The organism is Acinetobacter sp. V89_7, from assembly GCF_029967895.1.
Classification (GTDB): Bacteria; Pseudomonadota; Gammaproteobacteria; order Pseudomonadales; family Moraxellaceae; genus Acinetobacter; species Acinetobacter soli.
Window position 1 is genome coordinate 41,369 of sequence record NZ_JASCAJ010000017.1, and the last position, 19,392, is coordinate 60,760.

Sequence of the window (19,392 nt, forward strand, 5' to 3'; positions counted from 1 at the left end):
ATTGAAAAGCTAAGAAGAAAAAGTGTTAAAAATAAATGCTTTAATTTTATTTGAATAAATAATAATAAGCTGTTGATATATATAAATTTTATTTTTGTAAAAAATACTGTTTTTAGCTTGGTTTTGTGTATAATTTCGTCATAAAAGCCTCTGTGGATTTATAGAACTTCTCTATAGATTAGCAGGGGTTTTTCTATGGCGATTTATCCGAGATGGACGCTCTGAGTTAATTTGTGTGGATGGTATTAAATGATCCTTTTTTCCAGAACTGCTCTTATTGATCCTGAAATTCAATTAAGTGCTCAACGTCTTTCAACTCGTTTTAGCTTTTTCGGTCTGGGTTTCGCCACGGCTGCATGGGCGCCGCTGATTCCTTTTGCCCAGCAACGTTTGCATTTTAATCATGCCGATTTTGGTTTGTTGCTATTATGCGGCGGCTTAGGTGCAATGCTAGCTATGCCTGCAACAGGTAAAATTGTTCAGCGTATTGGTTGTCGTGTGCCGATCGGTTTCGCTTTACTTTTGCTTGCCGTTTTATTGCCAAGCCTAAGCTTATTGAGCACGCCGTTAATGATGGCGATCACCTTATTCTTATTTGGTACAGCAGCAGGAAGTCTGGGTGTCGCTCTCAATATTCAGGCCGTAGTGGTTGAGAAAAATAGCTTAAAATCATTGATGTCTGGCTTTCATGGTATGGCGAGTCTAGGCGGATTAGCTGGGGTACTGACGATTACTGCATTGCTTGCTTTAAGTATTTCGTCTGTTATAAGCGCATTTGCTGTGAGTTTACTGTTGGTAATTATTGTTTTTCTTTCAGTGCCATACAACATAAAAGCTGTAGAAAACACCCTTCTTGAAGCGTCATCGAAAGTGAAAAAGTCGATACGCCAGCGTCTGCCACAACCTTTGATTATATTAATTGGTATTGCCTGCTTCATCATTTTCATGACGGAAGGTGCGGCGATGGACTGGAGTGGTATTTATTTAACGCAACAATATGGAGTTAATGCCGCTTTTGCGGGATTGGCGTATACCTTCTTCGCGATTGCCATGACCACAGGACGTTTTACGGGGGATTATCTGATCCGTTATTTTGGTGAAAAAAAGCTTTTAACCTATAGCGCGATTTGTGCAACTTTAGGCTTGGCTTTGGTCAGTATCGCGCCTCGTTGGTGGCTGGTTTTAGTAGGTTATACATTGGTTGGCGCAGGTTGTTCTAACATCGTCCCGATCATGTTTTCCCGTGCTGGACGTCAGAAGATGATGGCAAGCGCAGTTGCCTTGTCGTGTGTTTCGACTATGGCTTATACGGGTATTCTGGTTGGACCTGCTTTCATTGGAATGGTGAGTGAGCTGTTTGGCCTAAGTACAGTATTTATGGCACTATCTGGTCTATTATTATTGATTGTGGCTTTAAATCGGTATACTTATGTGAAATAAGCATCATAGTGAATTGAACTGGCAATATCTGGATACTGCCAGTTCCTTACAAATTGAAGTACTATAAATTTTGATAAATAGGGTTAACGTTACGCATTCCCAGAAATCTGAAATTCTGCACAGCGGTTTTGTTCTGTAAGTCGTTAAGAAATGCATTGCGCCAGTCATTAATATCAAAATCTTTTAAACCTTTCATCAGTTGTTTGTAGCGTGAAATACGCTCTTGTCGTGGCATTTCCAGAGCTGTTTTTAAAGCATCGACCATTGCCGTTTTGTCGGTAGGATCAACCAGTAGTGCTTCTGACATATGCTCTGCAGCACCTGCATATTTGGATAGAATCAGTACACCAGGATTTGATGGATTTTGCGCGGCAATATATTCTTTCGCGACTAGATTCATTCCATCTCGTATTGAACTGATCCAGCATACATCTGCTTGACGATAGATTTGCATCAAATGATGATGTTTCATTGCATCATAAATACATTCCACGGGTTGCCAGTCTTGCTGAGCAAATTCCTGATTAATCATCTCGATCTTAATCTTGAAACGCTCAAATAAACGTTGATAAGCTGGAACTTCCAAACGGCATGGGCAAGCAATTTGTAAATGTTGAATATGCTGCTGATACTCAGGATATTTGTCTAAGAACTCTGCATAGGACAAAAAACGTTCCAGTAAACCTTTTGAATAATCAATCCGATCTACGCCGATAATGGTTTTTGCAGCATTCAGCTCTACTGGACGGGTAAGGAAGTCTTGTACATCAACAAACTTATGGGCCGCTTTTTGAATCGCTGTTGGATTTACACCAATTGGGTAGCATTTAATTATGGTTAAACGTTGATGGTAGCTTAACAAAGTTTGTTGAATTTTCTGTGCGTTCAATAAAGATGTGCATACTTGCATACACACTTTTTGATCTTTATCTGTTTGTAGACCCACCACATCGTATTGGCATAGATCCTCAATCAATTGTTGAGCACATGGAATTTTTTGCCAGATAAATAAAGGTGCAAAAGGAATGTGCAGGAAAAATCCAATTTTATTCTGCATACCGAGTTCACGGCAATATTTCGCCACACTTAAAAAATGATAATCATGAACCCAAATGGTATCGTCTGGATCTGCAATTTCGGCAAGTTTTTGAGCGAATAAAGAATTTACTTTTTGATATCCTTCGTATTCTGATGTTTTAAACTCAATCAGGTCTGAACGATAATGCATGGCAGGCCAAAGTGAATTGTTGGCAAACCCTGCATAATAATCTGAATATTGAGAATTTGTTAAAGGGCAGGTGACATAATCAACTTTATCCTTCCGAAAAATATTAAAATGTACTTCCTCTTGCTTATGAACTCGTTCGCCATTCCATCCGAGCCATACACCACCAATATCATCTAATGCATCTTGTATAGCGACTGCAAGCCCACCTGCGGTAGTTTTTTGCCCATCGGGAATACTGACTCGATTCGATAAAATAATTAATTTAGACATGTTTTCTCTCCATCTAAGTTGTTGTTACCCTTAAAATTATTGTCATAATTCTTAATATGTTCTAAAAATAATTCTAAAAAATCATGTACTTGTTTTGTGTCTTGAAGCTGGTATTTGGCATGGGTAAGCCCTTGACCGACTTTGATTGAGATGCCATCTTCCACCTGATTCACAAAATAAAAACCATCTTCGTCCGTGACGTCATCGCCAATGAAAATTGGTGTGTAAACCTCATACTGGTTTAAATGAGATAAAACTTCCTTGATTGCCAAGCCTTTGTTGGCTTGCGCAGGTAATAATTCATAAACGAATTTCCCTTGAATTAACTTTAGGTTGGGGAACATCTTTTGACTTTCTAATATTATTTTTTTCGCTATATCTTCTAGCTCTGGAGCTTTTCTGTAGTGTAAGGCAATTGAAGATTTCTTGTTTTCAATCAGTAAACTTGGATATGAGATACATGCTTGAGCTAAAATTTTATAAATATTTGAAATTTCTAAAAAATTCTTTGGGGTATGTATTTTTTTTTCATTCCCAAGATATATTTCTAATCCATGTAATGCAGCAATTGGAAGATGAATTGATCCAAATAATTTACGTGCAGAATCAATATCTCGTCCTGTTACAGCTACAACAGGAATCTCCTTTGAAATAATTTTTCCTAAAATATTTAAAGTCTTTGTCGGAATATAACTTTCAGTAGGATTTAATTGAAAATCAGATAAAGTTCCATCTATATCTAAGAACAGACATGGCTTATTATAAATTGAGCTAAGCTTATCTCTCAGATTCTGTAAAAAAATTAAATTTGAACTTAATTCCACTATTTTATTTTTCAATTTTAATATCTCTTATCACTATTTTATTTTTATTGTAGAGCGAAAATTTATATATAATAGATGATTTGTCAATAATTAAACACAAGCAGAACATAATTTACATTTGTAATGTTTTTAATACATCGTAAATTTTTTTTACATTTTTAATATAAAATTATTTGGTAAGTAATATTTATATCGTGCACAGTCCTGTTTCAATAAATCTTTTAAAATATTTTTCAGTATTCTGTATGAATTGACGAGAGTAGAGATAAATAAAATTAGTTTAATTTTCAATGATTTGGTCTTATTACTTGTGCCAATGAATACCATTAAAAACCTGAAATTAGGATTAAAATAAAAAATACATTCACTAGGAAGCACTGATAAGTATTTATCTATGGAGGTGTAGGGAAGCTATTAAATTAGGAAATTTAATTTGGTAATAAATATTTGATAATAATAGTATAAATTTTTTTTGGTAAAACTCGGATTTAATATATTGAAGATCTAGAAGTATATATGGATTAAAATTTAATTTAATCGTAAATACTCAAACTAATAAGTAAAATTCTGGAAAATTAGAGGGTTGGTTTTTTGTGGTAATAAATTTTTTAATTTGTATTTAAAGATATTTATTAAATGTTGATTAGAGATGAGATTATTTATAAGATTGAATATATTTTTTATAAAATTTAATTGCGTAAATTATTTTTATGATTTTAAAGTATTTTGGCTTGATAATAAGTAAATTACTATGGTTGTTAAAAGTGTAAATTTTATATTCATTGTTTCTTATGAAATAAATTTACTTTTTTAAATTGTTTGTATTTTGATTCTAATATATATAATAATGGAAATCTAATGAAAGGGTGGGTACATCATGTTATATAAATTACAATCATTTTAAAATTTTTATCACTTGTTTATAAATTGATTCAAGATAATTATTTAATGGCACTAGATTCTGACCAGACTTACTACGGATATATTTAAAATAAGGAGTCAAAGGATATTCTCCACTTTCACATACAATGACTCTTGGAAAACATTCCTTATGAAACTGATCCGCGGTGATATCAAGAATGATCCCATTCACGCTTAAATAGCAGTGTGCAATTTCTGGCATTCGTGCAGAAATTTGAACTTTCCCGACACGATAATCAGATTTTATGTTGTGAACATTGAGCAAATAGTATTGTAATAGATCGCAAGCATCGGCTCCACATTCTTTTGGAAATTTACTAAACGTTCCTGTAATAAAACCCTGAGTGATATGATCTAAAGCTCCACGGAAAGCTTGTGCAATACGAGAAAGTGTTTGAACATCATTTTCATAAGCCATTTGATCTAATTTTTAAAGTAATATAAGTTCTATATAGTAAAAACTATTAAATGTAAGATTTTACTAAATTTGTTGGTTGAATTGTTAAGACTATTACTAGTTGTAATACGAATAAAAATTTTATCTGGCTAGCGATTGGTCAACCGATAAATTATTTCAAACAATTTAAAAATATTGCACGATTTTTATACTACTTACATATTTGGAATGAATAATTTTCATTTCATAATAAACTAAAGTACTTAACTTTAAGAGAACTTTTCCATATCTCGATGTCTAAAAATTGCTGAAAATATTTATATGAAATTTAAGGAAAATGATTAGTTTATTAATGATAAACAAGATAATTTTAATTTAATAATTAAGCAAATTCAATCAGAGGTGAACTTGTTTCACATCTTGTAGAAACTAGAAGGGGAGCTTTAGGTGGTACACTTGTAGGTGCTTTAAGTACTGGAGTCGATGAATTGGTTAGACATGCTGTTGGTGAAATAATTGATATTACTGTAGAGGATAGTTATTGGAACAAAATTATGTAAATTAGTCTTATTAAAATTTTGCAAAGACTAAATATTCAGATCTAGATTATGATCGATACAACAGAAATACTTATCGAATAAGCTATGAAATACGTTATGAATGTGATTCCGATGTCGCATTCGGAGATGTAGAGCCAGAACTAAGAATTAATTGGGAGCAGGCAAAAGAAATAACGTTTAACTTGGGATCAAGCAAGACATGCTTCGCATGATGCTTTGAAAATGTATATGTATAAAGGATAAAATAAATAGTAAGGATTTATAGCCATAACAAAATCACCGTATTCATCAGTTATTTTTGTTATGGCTATACATTTTATTTGTTTTATATAAAAGAAAGCTGCCTTTAAAGAGCGGTTACTGAAAGATTCAGAAAATTATAGAAGTGTGAAGTGCAGGAACGTTTTTTTTCTGAATTAATAGTGGCTATTGAAGATTTCCATAAACTCATGTGATTTAAAGTAAGAATTAATCATTTCTCCACTTTTTGAATACTCAGGTATCTTTGCCTGATACTTCTTTTTTTCTTTAGACGAAGTATATTTGAACTCTGGTGGTATATCTTTACGAATAGGAGGTAGTTTTCTTTTACCATCAGTTGTAATTCGTTGAATAAATCCTGCTAACCATAAAATGAATTCACCTTCATTTTTTATATTCGGGATTAAGCTGATATCCAATTTTATTTTACATTCAGATTCGTGTTTATTTAAACATTCCTCGAAATCTATAAAATTATAAAGCAGTTTTAATTTAGTACTCTTTATTTCTTTACGTATTTCAATAATTAAGATGTTAAGATTTTCAAGAGAATCAGTGCTGAACTCTTTACTTTTCTTTAATTTATTATATATTTTTTCTGCAATACTTAAATACTGTGACATGTTATGCTTTCCCTAAATATTACTTAATACTTAATAATTATGAAATACTTTATGTTTTAAATTGTATATTTTGTGCGACTTATTGTTATTAGTAGGAGGTTTGTGAAACGTTGAGCTAAATGATACTTAGATTTAATTCGCTAGCCAATTAATAAATAATTGTTTTTGCTAATTTTTTATTTTTTTAAATCGAAACCTATTCTTATTTAATTTTGAATAAACCGTGCACAAAATATAATCGTAAATAATAAGTATATTGAAATTCTTTGCCTTATTTATAGTTTTAATACCATGACTTATAGTTATTTATTATTTTGAGTGGAAAAACAATTCTGTATTTAATTATTAATTTATTATATTTTGTAAGCTTTTGATCTGGTTGTCTTAAAATTTTATTATTTGATGCTGTTTAAATATTAGAAGGCATTTTTCTTATTGTGTATTATTTTTTTATCTTCTAAAATTGTTACTAAATGTTTGCTTTAGATTTTTATTTGAGCATGGGTTTTTTTATAATTTTAATGATATTGGTGGTTTATATAGCTTTTTAAATAATAAAATTACTTTTTATGGTTACATAAAGTTTCTTATTTTTTAAAAATAATAATAAAGTAGTGGTAAAGTTTACATAAAAAGCAGTCATTATAAAGTTGTTTTAAATTAATTAAGAGGCTCATTATGTTAAAAATGATCATTATCTTAGGAACTGGTGTTGCTTTAGGTTGCTATTATAAATCTCATAAAGATAAAGCTAAATTATCAGATGAGAAAGAAAATGCCGATATTAATCACAGTGAGGAAGCGAAGGGAAAGAAAGTTTTCAGTAGGTTTTTAAAATAAATATAAAAAGGAGCTTGATCAAAAGCTTCTTTTTATTTTAATCACATACATTATGAATGTATTGAAGTTATAGATTCTGAAATTTGATTCGATTTAGATATGAATAATATATCTAAATTTACGACCACAAGATGAGAGGTAAACAATATGAATAATCTATTAGTGAAAAGTCTAGTACTGAGTTGTGTTTTCACGCTTGTAGCATGTGAAAAAAATAAAACGACTGATAATTCAGCTCTACGGCAAGAAACGACTACGCCTCATTCGATGCAACCTGAATCACCCACTCATAGCAATCAATTGCATGATGATATGCAACATGATGCGTCTATACCTGTAACAAATGAAAATAGTACATCTGAAGTGCATACTGAAAGTGCAACTACGCAAAAAACTCCTTAGCTGTAAAAACTAAATATAATTATTTTATAGATAAAGGTTGAAGTTTGAATAAAAATTTCAACTTTTCAGGAGCGTTGATAGAATCAAGGGTAAGGCTAACTTTTGAATTATGTGATGTTGCTTACGTTATTAATTATTAATGATATATTTAGCAATTATTGTGTGGTTTTTATGTATCACATTTTTTATTTTAGTAGCATAAGTCCAATCAATATTAACAATTAATAACCTAACTTATAGCAAACTCTTTTAATACAAAAACTAAAGGAATAATCTCATGCCTCAATATTTAAAATTAGCTGAAAATATATATGCCAATGTTAAAAATTCAAAGGGGTTTATAGATGAACCTTTAGTGGATTTGAATAATTTAATGCTTGAACTTCGTAATGAGATTAAAAAAACTGATTTTAAGATACTTTATAATTATATAAATTTTGAGGATTTATTGATGAATTCTAGTGACTTACCTTTAAATTTGGATATCAGTATTTTACCAAAAAGTAAAAACAAAACAGAATATATTTTATGGCTTGCAAGTTTTATTCAGAAAATAACTTTTCCTATTAAAAAAGACCTTTTAAATGCGAAAAGTAAAGTAATTGTTCCTCATTACTATTATGATGATCATGGAAATATTGTTAACAAATTTGAAAATAATGGTGAAGAATATCTTTAAGATGGCTAAGTTATATATTAAAAGAAGTTGATGTTAGTAGTGAGGGATGAGATAAAATTATTGTCGAACAGATTTAATAGCAAGGAATTAGCCCTGTTATAGATCAGTACAATCAATCATGATCACAATGGTCTAAAGTAGTGATTATGGATAAGGTCATTCAGTTGAGTGACTATTTGATATGGTAATCCTCCCTCCAATTGATATGGTTTTTAGAATCAAAGATTTTTAATTTTAAAGAGTAATATCCCTTACAATTAGTTCAGTTGATATGTGGTGTCTGCAAAGATTTAACCCAATCTTTACCTTTGCATCGAACGCATTCTTGTTCTAGACTAAATAAACGTTGTGTCATTCCACAATACATACACGAATAAAAAAGTTCAGTTTCCAGACAATTAGCCTTTTTATAATCTTGAGGAAATAAGGGGAGACCCCACTTAGTTTCTTCTTTTGTATAAAATAATAAACTTAAACAACCATCTGTTTCCAGTAAGGCAACTCTGACTTGACCTAAGTGTTCTACACTTTGTTGACGCATTTCAGCAAAAAATTCATCATGTGAATATTTCTCTTTTTGGATATCTTTAATCACCATTAAGCCATTTTCTACGATGCATAAAGGTTTTCCTTCTAAGAGTATTTCAAACTTCTTACTTTTCATCATGATCCAAGTGATCAGACGATATAAAATAATAATGGTACACATCACCACAAAAGCTTGGGCAATAGGTGCATCATCTATAAACATCGGATCACCTGCAGCACTTCCTAGGCTCAGAATGATGGCGACTTCAAAGATTGATAATTGCCGAATGCCACGTTTACCAGAGAGCTTTAAGAAAATCAGAATAAGAAGAAACATGACAAAACACCGAATAATGATCTCAAGAACAAGATCCCAACTGGTGTCATAAAGAAAAATATCGATAATATTCATGGTTTTTCTCATTTTTATAATAAGTAATTAAACTCTGAAAAAAATGAGCTTATGTTTTAAATAAGCTCATTTTTTTATCCAATGATCGATTTTATATTCGATCCCAAGCATCTTTGATAGCTTGCTTGGCATGTTCCCATTTTAATCTGGATTCAGCTTTTAGCTCTTCCCAAGATTCTTTAAGACTGCCTTCAACATCTTCAAATTGCGTACTACGGTCATGTTCAGAGCGTGCACGACTACCTAACTCATAGGCTTTTGAAAAATCTCGATCATAATCAAGGTCTGGTGTGTCGAGTTGAGCTTCTTGATAATAAGGACGTGTCAAATAACTAGAACGCCAATGATCATTTGGATCAATCTTCACATTTGAACCTTGATTCTGTTGATTGGATAAATTTTGATTTGTCATGATAATTCTCCAGTAAACTTTCCAGCTTAGATAAAACTTAGGAGAATATTTATTTTATTCTCCTAAATCTATATAGATCTAAAACAATTAAGAATTACTTCTGTTGATTATTTTGATTTGATCCTTGGCGGTTAGAATCTTTTTGATGAGATCCTTGTTGCTGACGGTTGCCATTTTCCTGTTGTTGCTGTTGTTGACGATTGTCATTTTTTTGATTTTGCTTCTGTGGATTATTACGCTCTTCATTACGTTGATTATTTGTATTACTCATGATCGTACACCTCATCTAGTTTTAGATATTATCTGAGTAAATCAGATGATTAAATTAAAACATAAAAGTTTATATAAAATGGAGTAAGCCTGTTTCAGTATATTTAAATGTAATGCAGTTTTTTTATAGAAATAATGTTTTTTAACAAGTTAAGTATTTGTATTTGTTTTTGAAGCGAACAGTCTTAATATAAGTTTATAATAAATTAACAAACTGAAACAAAGAATAATATCATTTGTTTTGGATATCTTTTTTATTGATAATCTTAACAATATTACAGCATATATCCTTGAGTAGTTTTTTTAGCTTTTTGGTGGGGTATCCATGATATATCTTTTTGAAAATATAAGTTTTATTTTTATAATCTATGCAGTAAAAGAATGTTCCGACAGGTTTCTGTTTGCTTTCAGAGCCTCCATTCTTGAGTAATCCAGTGCAGGAAATATAAATATCTGATTTAAAGATTTTCTTTCCCTTTTTTATCATCTCTTCTGTGACCTGAATGGATTCAGCACTATATTTCTTAATTAGATTTGGAGAAATTTTTAGCACCTTTTCTTTTACCTTTAAGTCATAACAAACCAAACTTCCTATAAGAATATCTCCAGAAAAGGGACTTAAAGAAAATTGATAAGATAAATAACCTGCAGAAGTGCTTTCAATAAAGAATACAGAAATTTTCTTTTGAGCCAGTAATTCGCATGTTTTTTTAAACATCTCTTTCTCTCATCAAATTTATTACTTAAATTATTAATTATTTTTCAACTTATTTTCTGATTAAATAATTCAAAATATTGAAATGTAAAAAAGTGGTTTTCCTATTTTGTTGATATAAAAGGTATTTGATTTTTATTTGTTTCAATCTTAACTTGTTTTAACAAAATGTTAGTAGGAATAAAGCATGAGCAACGTAAAGTAAATTTATATTTTCGATTCGGAGAATGGAAATGCCTGTTGTCGTAAAAAAAAGATTACTTGATTTGTTGCACGACGATCATAAAAATTATTACGAGTTAGTTTCTTTCTTCTTTGATGGGGATATATCTAACTTTGAAAAAGAGAAAAAAGCAGTTAATTTCTTAGCACAAGAATTTGATACGATGAAGTCGAATAAGATTTCTTTACCTAATGAGATTGAGGAAATCCGTAATTGGTATAACAATGAAAATCGTAAAGTATGTCTCAGCTATCAAGACTATTTATGCCAGCGCAAAGCAGGGAGCCAGCGAGAATATTTTAAAAACATCGGGCAGGCATTTGAATTTTTATTAAAAGTTGCTCCTGTAAAAAAAGTAGACGGTTCTTGGCTATATAGCCTCGTAAATTATTGGAATGATCCTGTTTTTCATGACCTTATTTTAATTTATCTAGAAGAGCTCGGTCTGGGACAGGCAACGTCCAACCATGTCTGTATCTATGATGATTTATTGCGTGTATTGGGACTGGATGATTTTGAGCTTTTACTAGACGACGAGTATTATCATCACTCAGCAGTTCAACTGGCTTTAGCTTATGCACCACCAGAGTTTATTCCTGAAATCATTGGTTTTAATCTTGGCTATGAGCAGCTTCCTTTACATCTCTTAATTACCAACTATGAGCTCACAGAGCTGGGAATTGAAGCCAAATATTTCAATTTGCATATTACCATCGATAATTTGGACAATGGTCATGCGCACAAGTCTTTAAAAGCTTTTGAAAATGTTTATAAAAAATATAAAAATAAAGAAGCTTTTATGGCGAAGGTAAAACGAGGTTATGCCTTAAATCAGCAAGGTATGTCCTCACTACAAATTATTAAAGATCTGAATCTTGAAAATTCTGTTCATAAAATTTTAAAACGCAAAGCCTTAATTGGGCAACTTGTTCATAACGAAAAACAAATTGTTGGATGCAAATCAATTAATCATTGGCTAGCCAATCCACAACAGATTGGGAGTTTTATCGATCAATTGGTCGAAAAGCGCTGGATAAGATTCAATTGTGATCCTGAAGAAAGTCCGTTCTGGCGCATGATTAGCCATGAAGATGGGAAGATGTATGGTGTATTTACACCTGCAGAAAGACAAATTATTCATGACTGGATTGCTGGCGATCAATACTCAACCCATATCTTGCCTTATAAGAATAGCCTAAGTAAAGAACAGCCATTACTTGATTATCTATACAGTTACATCTCGGAGGGCGAACTGGAACATTTACAAACCAGAGTTAGCCAGACAGACAATTTTGCACTCAAGATATGTAAATTGACGCCTTTTCTTGGCCCCGAATCTCATCACAAAAGTATAGGCCTATGGAGTACACAGAAGTATGCCGAATTGTTATTTCCTTATTTAACTGCTTCATCGCGTTAAGTCAGGAAAACCACAACACCATTTAATCATTTTATTTAGCCAACAATAAAACAGGGTAGCCCAATGAATGACGATCTTAAAGATAACAATACTAAAAGTACTTTAGCTGGGAATACACCAGACAAAAGTAATCAGACTGAAAAAACTAGACAGCTTGATCAGGTAAGAAGTGATGCCACCGACGAAGCATTAACGACCAATCAAGGGGTAAAAATTGCAGATAACCAGAACAGCCTAAAAGCAGGTGTACGAGGCTCAACTTTACTTGAAGATTTTATTTTGCGTGAGAAAATTACGCACTTTGACCATGAGCGTATTCCAGAAAGGATTGTGCATGCGCGCGGTGTCGGTGCACATGGTTATTTTCAAGCCTATGAAGGCAATGAACGGTTTACCAAAGCGGGTTTCCTAACTGACCCAAGCATACAAACACCTATTTTTGTGCGTTTTTCGACAGTTCAGGGGCCACGTGGTTCGGCGGATACAGTACGTGATATTCGTGGTTTTGCCATTAAGTTCTATACCCAAGAAGGCAATTTTGATCTGGTCGGCAATAATGCCCCGGTATTCTTTGTTCAGGATGGGATTAAATTTCCAGATTTCGTTCATGCAGTAAAACCTGAGCCACATAGAGAAATTCCGACTGGGGCGACTGCGCATGATACTTTCTGGGATTTTGTTTCACTGGTGCCTGAGTCCGCGCATGCGGTGATGTGGGCGATGTCTGACCGTGCGATTCCACGTAATTTACGTTCTATCCAAGGTTTTGGTGTGCATACTTTCCGTTTTGTAGATGCCCATGAAAAAGCTCGTTTTGTGAAGTTTCATTGGACACCGAAACAGGGTTTAAGTGCGCTGGTTTGGGATGAAGCACAAAAACTGGCAGGTAAAGATCCTGATTTTCATCGTCGAGACCTGTATGAAGCTATTGAGCAAGGCCTGTATCCTGAGTGGGAACTGGGTGTGCAGATTCTTGAAGAAGAAGATGAGATGAGCTTCGATTTTGATCTCCTTGATCCGACCAAAATTATTCCTGAAGAATTGGTTCCGATTACGCCAATTGGCAAGTTTGTGTTGAATCGTAATGTGGATAACTTCTTTGCAGAAACCGAGCAAATTGCATTCTGCCCAGGGCATATCGTACCAGGGCTTGATTTCACAAATGACCCGCTATTGCAGGCTCGTTTATTTTCCTATACCGATACTCAGTTAAGTCGTTTGGGTGGTCCGAATTTCCATCAGATTCCAATCAATAAGCCTGTATGTCCATTCCACAATAATCAGCGTGATGGCATTCATCAGCATCAAATCCATAAAGGTCAGGCTTCATATCAGCCTAATTCAATTGATAACAACTGGCCGATTGAGATTCCTGCTACTGCACAGAATGGCGGCTTTGAAAGTTATCAGGAGCGCATTGATGGACACAAAATTCGTCAGCGTAGTGAATCTTTCTCGGATCATTTTTCCCAAGCGCGTTTGTATTATCAAAGCTTGGCGTCGCATGAGCAAAAACATGTGGTCGATGCCTATACTTTTGAATTAAGTAAGGTACAGCGACCACATATCCGTGAGCGTGAAGTTCAGGAAGTGCTAGCCAATATTGATACCGATCTCGCGAAGCAAGTCGGGCAAAATCTCGGAATCGATGTGCCAGACTTAAAAGAAACCTTTAAGCATGCCAGCATTGAAAAATCTGAAAAACTTTCTATGCAGGCATTTATTCCTGAGGATATTCAGGGGCGTAAAATCGCTGTGTTGATTCATGACAAAGTCAATGCGGAGACATTACGTACCATCATTAACTGGTCGATTCAGGAAAATGCCATTGTGCATTTATTAACGCCAATGCTGGCACCAGTAAAAGGGTCACGAGATGAAGTAATTACCTCTGATGGCATGCAGAAAGCAGAACCTTCTATTATCTATGATGCTGTGGTGATTGCAGATGGCGATAATTTAGATGCTGTCTTAGCGGATGGTGTGACCAAGCATTATTTACTGGAAGCCTATAAGCATTTAAAACCAATTGTATTCTTGGGTGATAAAGCTGAATTACTGGATCAACTTAATTTAATGTCAGATGAAGGCACGCTATTGCAAGATGATTTCCGTCATGTGGCCGAAAAGCTGAAACAGTTACTTCGTCATCATCGTATTTGGGCGAGGGAAGCCATGGCAGAAGCCATACCAGCCTAATGCTAAAAAGCTCCGTCATGGAGCATTTTAATATCACTAAAAATCAGGCAGCAGAGAGCTTGATCAAAACCAGAGCAATTCTTTCGATATGTTGATAGGCTGGTCGTTCAAGTTCTTCTCCAAACACATCAGGGTTAATTTCCTCATAACTGTATTTAAAGTCAGGATAATCTTGTATCCAGCTATGGACTGTTTCTAAAAACTTATTTCCATCCTGACTGATCGCTATACCAGTATATAAAAATAACGTACCTTGAGGCGTCAGTCTTTTGATTGCTTCGGTGAGAATATTAAAGGATAAATCAGTGCCATCAAGCGCATTACCGCCGTGCCGATATTGGCGTTCATGCAAATCCATTAGATAAGGAGGATTGGCAAAGATTAAGTCAAAATGACCCTCCAGATTGGAAAAAAGATTACTTTGTGTGGGGAAAATATTACTCAACCCCGTAAAATCTTTATTCACCTGACTATAAAACAGTGCTTTAGGATTAATATCCGCAGTAAAAATTTCCGTAGCCTCAGGAAATAACTTGGCAATCGTAATGGCAACAGGCGAAGCACCACAACAGAGTTCCACACTACGTTGTATAACATGTGTTTGGTGGAGTAAGTAGTGTTTAAGATGATAATAAAAACGATAAGTATCTGGTCCAAAGAACACTGCATCGGTTTCAAGCGTTGGGAAAGCCGAATGAATAAATAACTTTTCATCTAGAGATGCCACTCGAACTGAACTCAACCATTGCTGATCTTCAAGACGGATCAGGTCGGCATTTTTTAAGATTATAAAAAGTTGTCGATCCAGAGCTTCAGGATAAAAGGGCAGATTCCAGCCAAAAATATCCTTTAAGCTCCTCACTGTATTCGATAAGTGTTTCTTACGCTTAAAAATCCGTTCATGACTAAGCGGTGTTATAACAGCAAAACGATAATGCTGTTCTTCTAAAAAATGGAGTAAATAGTGCAAAGCCCTTTGCTGTATACATTCCATAGTTAAATGCTGATTCATTTTTGTGCCTCTTATTGTTATTAAAAAACCTCCTAAAGGAGGTTTTATGCTAGCTTAGCCATTGATAATTTCACCACCGTTCACGTGGATAACCTGTCCTGTAATATAACTGGCATCATCGGAAGCCAAGAATAAGTATGCAGGCGCAACTTCACTTGGTTGGCCCATTCGTCCCATAGGCGTATCCTGACCAAATTTCTCTACCGTTTTTGCATCAAAACTACTTGGAATTAGCGGGGTCCAGATCGGGCCAGGGGCAACACCATTTACACGGATACCTTTTTTCTGCTTCATGAGATTAGTCGATAAACTGCGGGTAAATGTTGTAATTGCACCTTTCGTGCTGGCATAGTCAATTAATTCATCGTGTCCGTGATAACTGGTAATACTGGTGGTATTAATAATACTGTCTCCTTCTTTTAAAAGAGGCAGTACCGCTTTGGTTAAATAAAACATAGAGAAAATATTGATTTTAAACGTTCTCTCCAACTGTTTATTACTAATATTTATTAAATCTTTTTGCTGAAACTGAACGCCAGCATTATTAACTAAGATATTGATTTTCCCAAAAGCCTTTACAGTTTCCTCAACACACCTTTCCGAGACTTTAGGATCAGTTATATCTTCTTTAAACAATATACATTGTTGACCTTCTTGCTCAACCAGTTGTTTAGTTTTTTCAGCATCTTCTTGTTCTTCAAGATAAATAATTGCAATATCAGCACCTTCCCGAGCAAATAATACGGCAATAGAGCGACCTATTCCGCTATCACCACCACTAATCAGGGCAACTTTATTTTTGAGTTTGCTACTGCCCTGATGAGTCGATTTAATAATTTCTGGTTCTGGATGCATCACTTGCTGCTTTCCAGGTTGGTGTGATTGTTCCTGAGCAGGTGCAGAGGTTGGATATTTATTCGGATTGTTGCTCATATCGAGAGTCCTTTAATTCAATTATTTTTTATCATCTTTCAAAAAAATGTTATTTTTGGTAAGGACAATGTTTTTATTAGTTGGAATTGTATTTTTTCCGTAGAAGGTAGTAAGAAAATATAAATTTTATCTTTTATCAAATGTCCTTTAGGTGAGAGATAATATCTTAAGATGATGACTGGTAATAATATCTCCAACAATTGTTATATTTTCAATATCTTGTGTCAAATTTTCAATGGGTGTGGATAGCTCTAGATTGAGTATTGCTCTAATTATTTTCTCGGTTAATTGCAATTGTTCTATACTGATCGAGGGTTGATGCTGATGAGAATGTAGAGCCTCAGAGGATAATTGATAATTAGTATAAATTTCAATATTTTTCAGATTGTTAGTAATATGTATGATGCGCTGAAATGGTGATGTAATATCTTTTTTCTCTATTTTGTAAAACCAGTCTGAGTCTGAATCATATATTAGCCAGTCGTTATTATTAATGTCTAGATGAGCCAGCAAAATTTCAGGGCTGAGTAAAGTAATAAAAGTTAGTCTTAGTTCCAAATCAGAATATATTTCAATTTCGTAATTCATTTTAAAACTCCTGAAAAAATTATTCGATCATTTTTATATATCTTAAATTTAATTGTTTCTTTAAACATCTACTTTGTATTATTTTTTATCAAATTTAATCTTTTCGATTGTGATTGTAAAATAATGTTTATTTGTTGTCTTTATTAATTCTTTATTCTCTGTGTTATTTCAAACGTAAAGACTAAATAATAATTTTTAAAATTAATATTTAAAAATTATTTATATAACATGACGATATAGGATTTATAAAAAATAAGTTGGAAACATTAAAAAGTATTGAAACATAGCAAGGTTTGGGAAAAAGTATTTTATCTCCTATGGTGATTATAGCCGCTATATATCGGCACATTTATAATTAGTAGAGGAAGAGATAATCATGGCTAATCAAAATTCAAGACAAGACGATCAAGATAATAACTCTGGTACATCAACTCGTGGATTCGCAAGTATGGATCCAGATAGAGTAAAGGAAATAGCAAGTATGGGAGGACGTGCCGCCCATGCGAGTGGCAATGCTCATGAATTTACTTCAGAAGAAGCTAGAGACGCTGGCCGTATTGCACATTCACGAGGTAATGCTCATGAATTTACATCTGATGAGGCGCGTGAAGCGGGATCATTAAGTCATAAAAATGATCGTCGTTTTAGTAGCCACGATGATGATTATGATGATCGGGGCGGAAATCGCTCAAGCGGACGTGGTCGTAGTCGCAATGATGACGACGATTATGATGATCGTGGTGGAAATCGTTCAGGTGGACGCGGTCGTAGCCGCAATGATGACGACGATGATGATCATGGTAGCAACCGTTCAGATGGACGCGGTCGTAGCCGCAATGATAACGACGATGATGATCGGGGTAGCAACCGTTCCGGTGGACGCGGTCGTAGCCGCAATGATGACGACGATGATGATCGTGGTAGCAACCGTTCAGGTGGACGCGGTCGTAGCCGCAATGATGACGACGACGATGATCGTGGTAGCAACCGTTCAGGTGGACGCGGTCGTAGCCGCAATGATGATGACGACGATGATCGTGGTAGCAACCGTTCCGGTGGACGCGGTCGTAGCCGTCGCAATGATGACGATGATGATGATCGCGGTGGCAACCGTTCAGGTGGACGTGATCGCAGTCGCCGTAATGACGACGATGAAGATCGTGGTAGCAACCGTTCAGGTGGTAGAGGCCGCAGTCGCCGCAATGATGACGACGATTATGATGATCGTGGTGGCAACCGTTCAGGTGGACGCGGTCGTAGCCGCAATGATGACGATGGTTATGATGATCGTGGTGGCAACCGTTCCGGTGGACGCGGTCGTAGCCGCAATGATGACGACGATTATGATGACCGTGGTGGCAACCGTTCCGGTGGACGCGGTCGTAGCCGCAATGATGACGACGATTATGATGATCATGGTGGCAACCGTTCCGGTGGACGTGGTCGTAGCCGTCGCGATGATGACGATGATGATGATCGGGGTAGCAACCGCTCAGGTGGACGTGGTCGTAGCCGTCGCGATGATGACGATGATGATGATCGTGGTAGCAACCGCTCAGGTGGACGTGGTCGTAGCCGTCGCGATGATGACGATGATGATCGTGGTAGCAACCGTTCAGGTGGCCGCGGTCGTAGCCGCAATGAGGATGATGACTATGATAATCGAGGGAATAGTGGACGTGGTAATTCGAATCAAAAACGTGATGAGTATGGTCGCTTTACCAATTAAAGAAATATCAATTTTTCAACTTAATAATCATATCGAAATGGTTATCTAATTAAAGAAGTTGAGTGGATTATATTTACTCAACTTCTTTTTCAGTTTCATCTCAATATTAGGGGTTATTTGATTATTAATCACTTTGTTGTTTTTAGGAGTATGAAATGAATACGATTAATTTTTCAGAGTGTGCAAATGTCTGTATTTTCTGTTCATTAACCTGTTCTACTTGCGCAGATCTTTGCTTAAAAGAAAATGATGTTGAGATGATGCGTGAATGTATTCAACGTTGTCTAGAATGTACTGAAATTTGTAGCTTATGTGCAAGATCAAATCAAATAAAATCATTTTTCTTGGTTGATATATGTGAACTTTGTGCCAGAGTTTGTGATTACTGTAATGAGGAGTGTAGGAAGCATAATAATGAGCACTGTCAGCAATGTGCTGAAGTATGTCATCTGTGTGCAATTGAATGTCGCAAAATGGTAGCTTAATTAATTTATTAGGAAATCAAG

At 34.6% G+C, this 19,392-nt stretch carries 19 protein-coding genes; 8 read left to right on the top strand and 11 right to left on the bottom strand.

Translation table 11 applies throughout. The features are described from left to right. The first annotated feature begins 249 nt into the window (after positions 1-249). Complete coding sequence (locus QLG00_RS01445) at positions 250-1,440, top strand: MFS transporter (protein WP_088458859.1); 1,191 nt, start codon at positions 250-252, stop codon at positions 1,438-1,440. Between the two features lie 61 nt (positions 1,441-1,501). Here the strand turns inward: QLG00_RS01445 and QLG00_RS01450 are convergent, their stop codons facing one another. The 4 genes from QLG00_RS01450 to QLG00_RS01465 form a co-directional block, all read right to left on the bottom strand. After that, the gene (locus QLG00_RS01450; protein ID WP_088458860.1) at positions 1,502-2,938 is read right to left on the bottom strand and encodes a trehalose-6-phosphate synthase; all 1,437 of its coding nucleotides are present in this window, start codon (positions 2,936-2,938) and stop codon (positions 1,502-1,504) included. Beyond that, positions 2,926-3,777: a trehalose-phosphatase gene (gene otsB, locus QLG00_RS01455; protein WP_119026222.1), complete on the bottom strand. Its 852-nt coding sequence runs from the start codon at positions 3,775-3,777 to the stop codon at positions 2,926-2,928. The genes QLG00_RS01450 and otsB overlap by 13 nt, the downstream gene beginning before the upstream one ends. A gap of 880 nt (positions 3,778-4,657) precedes the next feature. Further along, the gene (locus QLG00_RS01460; RefSeq protein ID WP_119026655.1) at positions 4,658-5,101 is read right to left on the bottom strand and encodes a hypothetical protein; all 444 of its coding nucleotides are present in this window, start codon (positions 5,099-5,101) and stop codon (positions 4,658-4,660) included. A gap of 955 nt (positions 5,102-6,056) precedes the next feature. Continuing rightward, positions 6,057-6,524: a hypothetical protein gene (locus QLG00_RS01465; RefSeq protein ID WP_088458863.1), complete on the bottom strand. Its 468-nt coding sequence runs from the start codon at positions 6,522-6,524 to the stop codon at positions 6,057-6,059. A gap of 678 nt (positions 6,525-7,202) precedes the next feature. Here QLG00_RS01465 and QLG00_RS01470 point away from each other — a divergent pair. The 3 genes from QLG00_RS01470 (at position 7,203) to QLG00_RS01480 (ending at position 8,445) form a co-directional block, all read left to right on the top strand. Next, positions 7,203-7,364 (top strand): hypothetical protein, encoded by a 162-nt coding sequence (locus QLG00_RS01470; protein WP_162897576.1) that lies wholly within the window; start codon positions 7,203-7,205, stop codon positions 7,362-7,364. Positions 7,365-7,511: 147 nt separating this feature from the next. Then, a complete protein-coding gene (locus QLG00_RS01475; RefSeq protein ID WP_088458864.1) occupies positions 7,512-7,766 on the top strand; it encodes a hypothetical protein in 255 nt (84 codons plus the stop codon). Between the two features lie 277 nt (positions 7,767-8,043). After that, positions 8,044-8,445: a hypothetical protein gene (locus tag QLG00_RS01480; protein WP_088458865.1), complete on the top strand. Its 402-nt coding sequence runs from the start codon at positions 8,044-8,046 to the stop codon at positions 8,443-8,445. Positions 8,446-8,707: 262 nt separating this feature from the next. Here the strand turns inward: QLG00_RS01480 and QLG00_RS01485 are convergent, their stop codons facing one another. From QLG00_RS01485 to QLG00_RS01500, 4 genes are all read right to left on the bottom strand, one after another. Continuing rightward, positions 8,708-9,385, bottom strand: coding sequence for a YetF domain-containing protein (locus QLG00_RS01485; protein WP_119025065.1), 678 nt, complete (start codon positions 9,383-9,385; stop codon positions 8,708-8,710). Between the two features lie 91 nt (positions 9,386-9,476). After that, entirely contained in the window at positions 9,477-9,797 is a 321-nt protein-coding gene (locus QLG00_RS01490; protein WP_088458867.1) for a hypothetical protein, read from the bottom strand. Positions 9,798-9,891: 94 nt separating this feature from the next. Then, entirely contained in the window at positions 9,892-10,068 is a 177-nt protein-coding gene (locus QLG00_RS01495) for a hypothetical protein (RefSeq protein WP_088458868.1), read from the bottom strand. Between the two features lie 231 nt (positions 10,069-10,299). Beyond that, positions 10,300-10,785 (bottom strand): CinA family protein, encoded by a 486-nt coding sequence (locus QLG00_RS01500; RefSeq protein WP_088458869.1) that lies wholly within the window; start codon positions 10,783-10,785, stop codon positions 10,300-10,302. A gap of 230 nt (positions 10,786-11,015) precedes the next feature. On the opposite strand from QLG00_RS01500, the gene QLG00_RS01505 reads away from it, so the two are divergent. After that, complete coding sequence (locus QLG00_RS01505; RefSeq protein WP_088458871.1) at positions 11,016-12,425, top strand: iron-containing redox enzyme family protein; 1,410 nt, start codon at positions 11,016-11,018, stop codon at positions 12,423-12,425. Between the two features lie 63 nt (positions 12,426-12,488). Beyond that, the gene (gene katE, locus QLG00_RS01510; protein WP_119025066.1) at positions 12,489-14,624 is read left to right on the top strand and encodes a catalase HPII; all 2,136 of its coding nucleotides are present in this window, start codon (positions 12,489-12,491) and stop codon (positions 14,622-14,624) included. Positions 14,625-14,667: 43 nt separating this feature from the next. Here katE and QLG00_RS01515 read toward each other — a convergent pair whose 3' ends face one another. The 3 genes from QLG00_RS01515 to QLG00_RS01525 form a co-directional block, all read right to left on the bottom strand. Then, positions 14,668-15,636, bottom strand: a complete 969-nt coding sequence (locus tag QLG00_RS01515; protein WP_119025067.1) for a class I SAM-dependent methyltransferase — start codon at positions 15,634-15,636, stop codon at positions 14,668-14,670. A 54-nt stretch (positions 15,637-15,690) separates the two neighbouring features. Further along, the gene (locus tag QLG00_RS01520) at positions 15,691-16,569 is read right to left on the bottom strand and encodes an SDR family oxidoreductase (protein WP_088458872.1); all 879 of its coding nucleotides are present in this window, start codon (positions 16,567-16,569) and stop codon (positions 15,691-15,693) included. Positions 16,570-16,716: 147 nt separating this feature from the next. Then, positions 16,717-17,157, bottom strand: coding sequence for a hypothetical protein (locus QLG00_RS01525; RefSeq protein ID WP_151746575.1), 441 nt, complete (start codon positions 17,155-17,157; stop codon positions 16,717-16,719). 376 nt (positions 17,158-17,533) lie between these two features. Here QLG00_RS01525 and QLG00_RS01530 point away from each other — a divergent pair, with 376 nt between their 5' ends. Beyond that, positions 17,534-18,886 (top strand): KGG domain-containing protein, encoded by a 1,353-nt coding sequence (locus QLG00_RS01530; RefSeq protein WP_088459310.1) that lies wholly within the window; start codon positions 17,534-17,536, stop codon positions 18,884-18,886. A 155-nt stretch (positions 18,887-19,041) separates the two neighbouring features. Beyond that, positions 19,042-19,371: a four-helix bundle copper-binding protein gene (locus tag QLG00_RS01535; protein WP_088459309.1), complete on the top strand. Its 330-nt coding sequence runs from the start codon at positions 19,042-19,044 to the stop codon at positions 19,369-19,371. The last annotated feature ends 21 nt before the right edge of the window (positions 19,372-19,392 follow it).

Bases quoted from the DNA above. Each gene is read 5' to 3' on its own strand.
- QLG00_RS01535 (WP_088459309.1), top strand. From the start codon at position 19,042: ATGAATACGATTAATTTTTCAGAGTGTGCAAATGTCTGTATTTTCTGT.
- QLG00_RS01525 (WP_151746575.1), bottom strand. From the start codon at position 17,157: ATGAATTACGAAATTGAAATATATTCTGATTTGGAACTAAGACTAACT.
- QLG00_RS01475 (WP_088458864.1), top strand. From the start codon at position 7,512: ATGAATAATCTATTAGTGAAAAGTCTAGTACTGAGTTGTGTTTTCACG.
- QLG00_RS01505 (WP_088458871.1), top strand. From the start codon at position 11,016: ATGCCTGTTGTCGTAAAAAAAAGATTACTTGATTTGTTGCACGACGAT.
- QLG00_RS01515 (WP_119025067.1), bottom strand. From the start codon at position 15,636: ATGAATCAGCATTTAACTATGGAATGTATACAGCAAAGGGCTTTGCAC.
- QLG00_RS01520 (WP_088458872.1), bottom strand. From the start codon at position 16,569: ATGAGCAACAATCCGAATAAATATCCAACCTCTGCACCTGCTCAGGAA.
- QLG00_RS01460 (WP_119026655.1), bottom strand. From the start codon at position 5,101: ATGGCTTATGAAAATGATGTTCAAACACTTTCTCGTATTGCACAAGCT.
- QLG00_RS01530 (WP_088459310.1), top strand. From the start codon at position 17,534: ATGGCTAATCAAAATTCAAGACAAGACGATCAAGATAATAACTCTGGT.
- QLG00_RS01465 (WP_088458863.1), bottom strand. From the start codon at position 6,524: ATGTCACAGTATTTAAGTATTGCAGAAAAAATATATAATAAATTAAAG.
- QLG00_RS01470 (WP_162897576.1), top strand. From the start codon at position 7,203: ATGTTAAAAATGATCATTATCTTAGGAACTGGTGTTGCTTTAGGTTGC.
- QLG00_RS01500 (WP_088458869.1), bottom strand. From the start codon at position 10,785: ATGTTTAAAAAAACATGCGAATTACTGGCTCAAAAGAAAATTTCTGTA.
- QLG00_RS01445 (WP_088458859.1), top strand. From the start codon at position 250: ATGATCCTTTTTTCCAGAACTGCTCTTATTGATCCTGAAATTCAATTA.
- QLG00_RS01495 (WP_088458868.1), bottom strand. From the start codon at position 10,068: ATGAGTAATACAAATAATCAACGTAATGAAGAGCGTAATAATCCACAG.
- katE (WP_119025066.1), top strand. From the start codon at position 12,489: ATGAATGACGATCTTAAAGATAACAATACTAAAAGTACTTTAGCTGGG.
- QLG00_RS01490 (WP_088458867.1), bottom strand. From the start codon at position 9,797: ATGACAAATCAAAATTTATCCAATCAACAGAATCAAGGTTCAAATGTG.
- QLG00_RS01480 (WP_088458865.1), top strand. From the start codon at position 8,044: ATGCCTCAATATTTAAAATTAGCTGAAAATATATATGCCAATGTTAAA.
- QLG00_RS01450 (WP_088458860.1), bottom strand. From the start codon at position 2,938: ATGTCTAAATTAATTATTTTATCGAATCGAGTCAGTATTCCCGATGGG.
- QLG00_RS01485 (WP_119025065.1), bottom strand. From the start codon at position 9,385: ATGAATATTATCGATATTTTTCTTTATGACACCAGTTGGGATCTTGTT.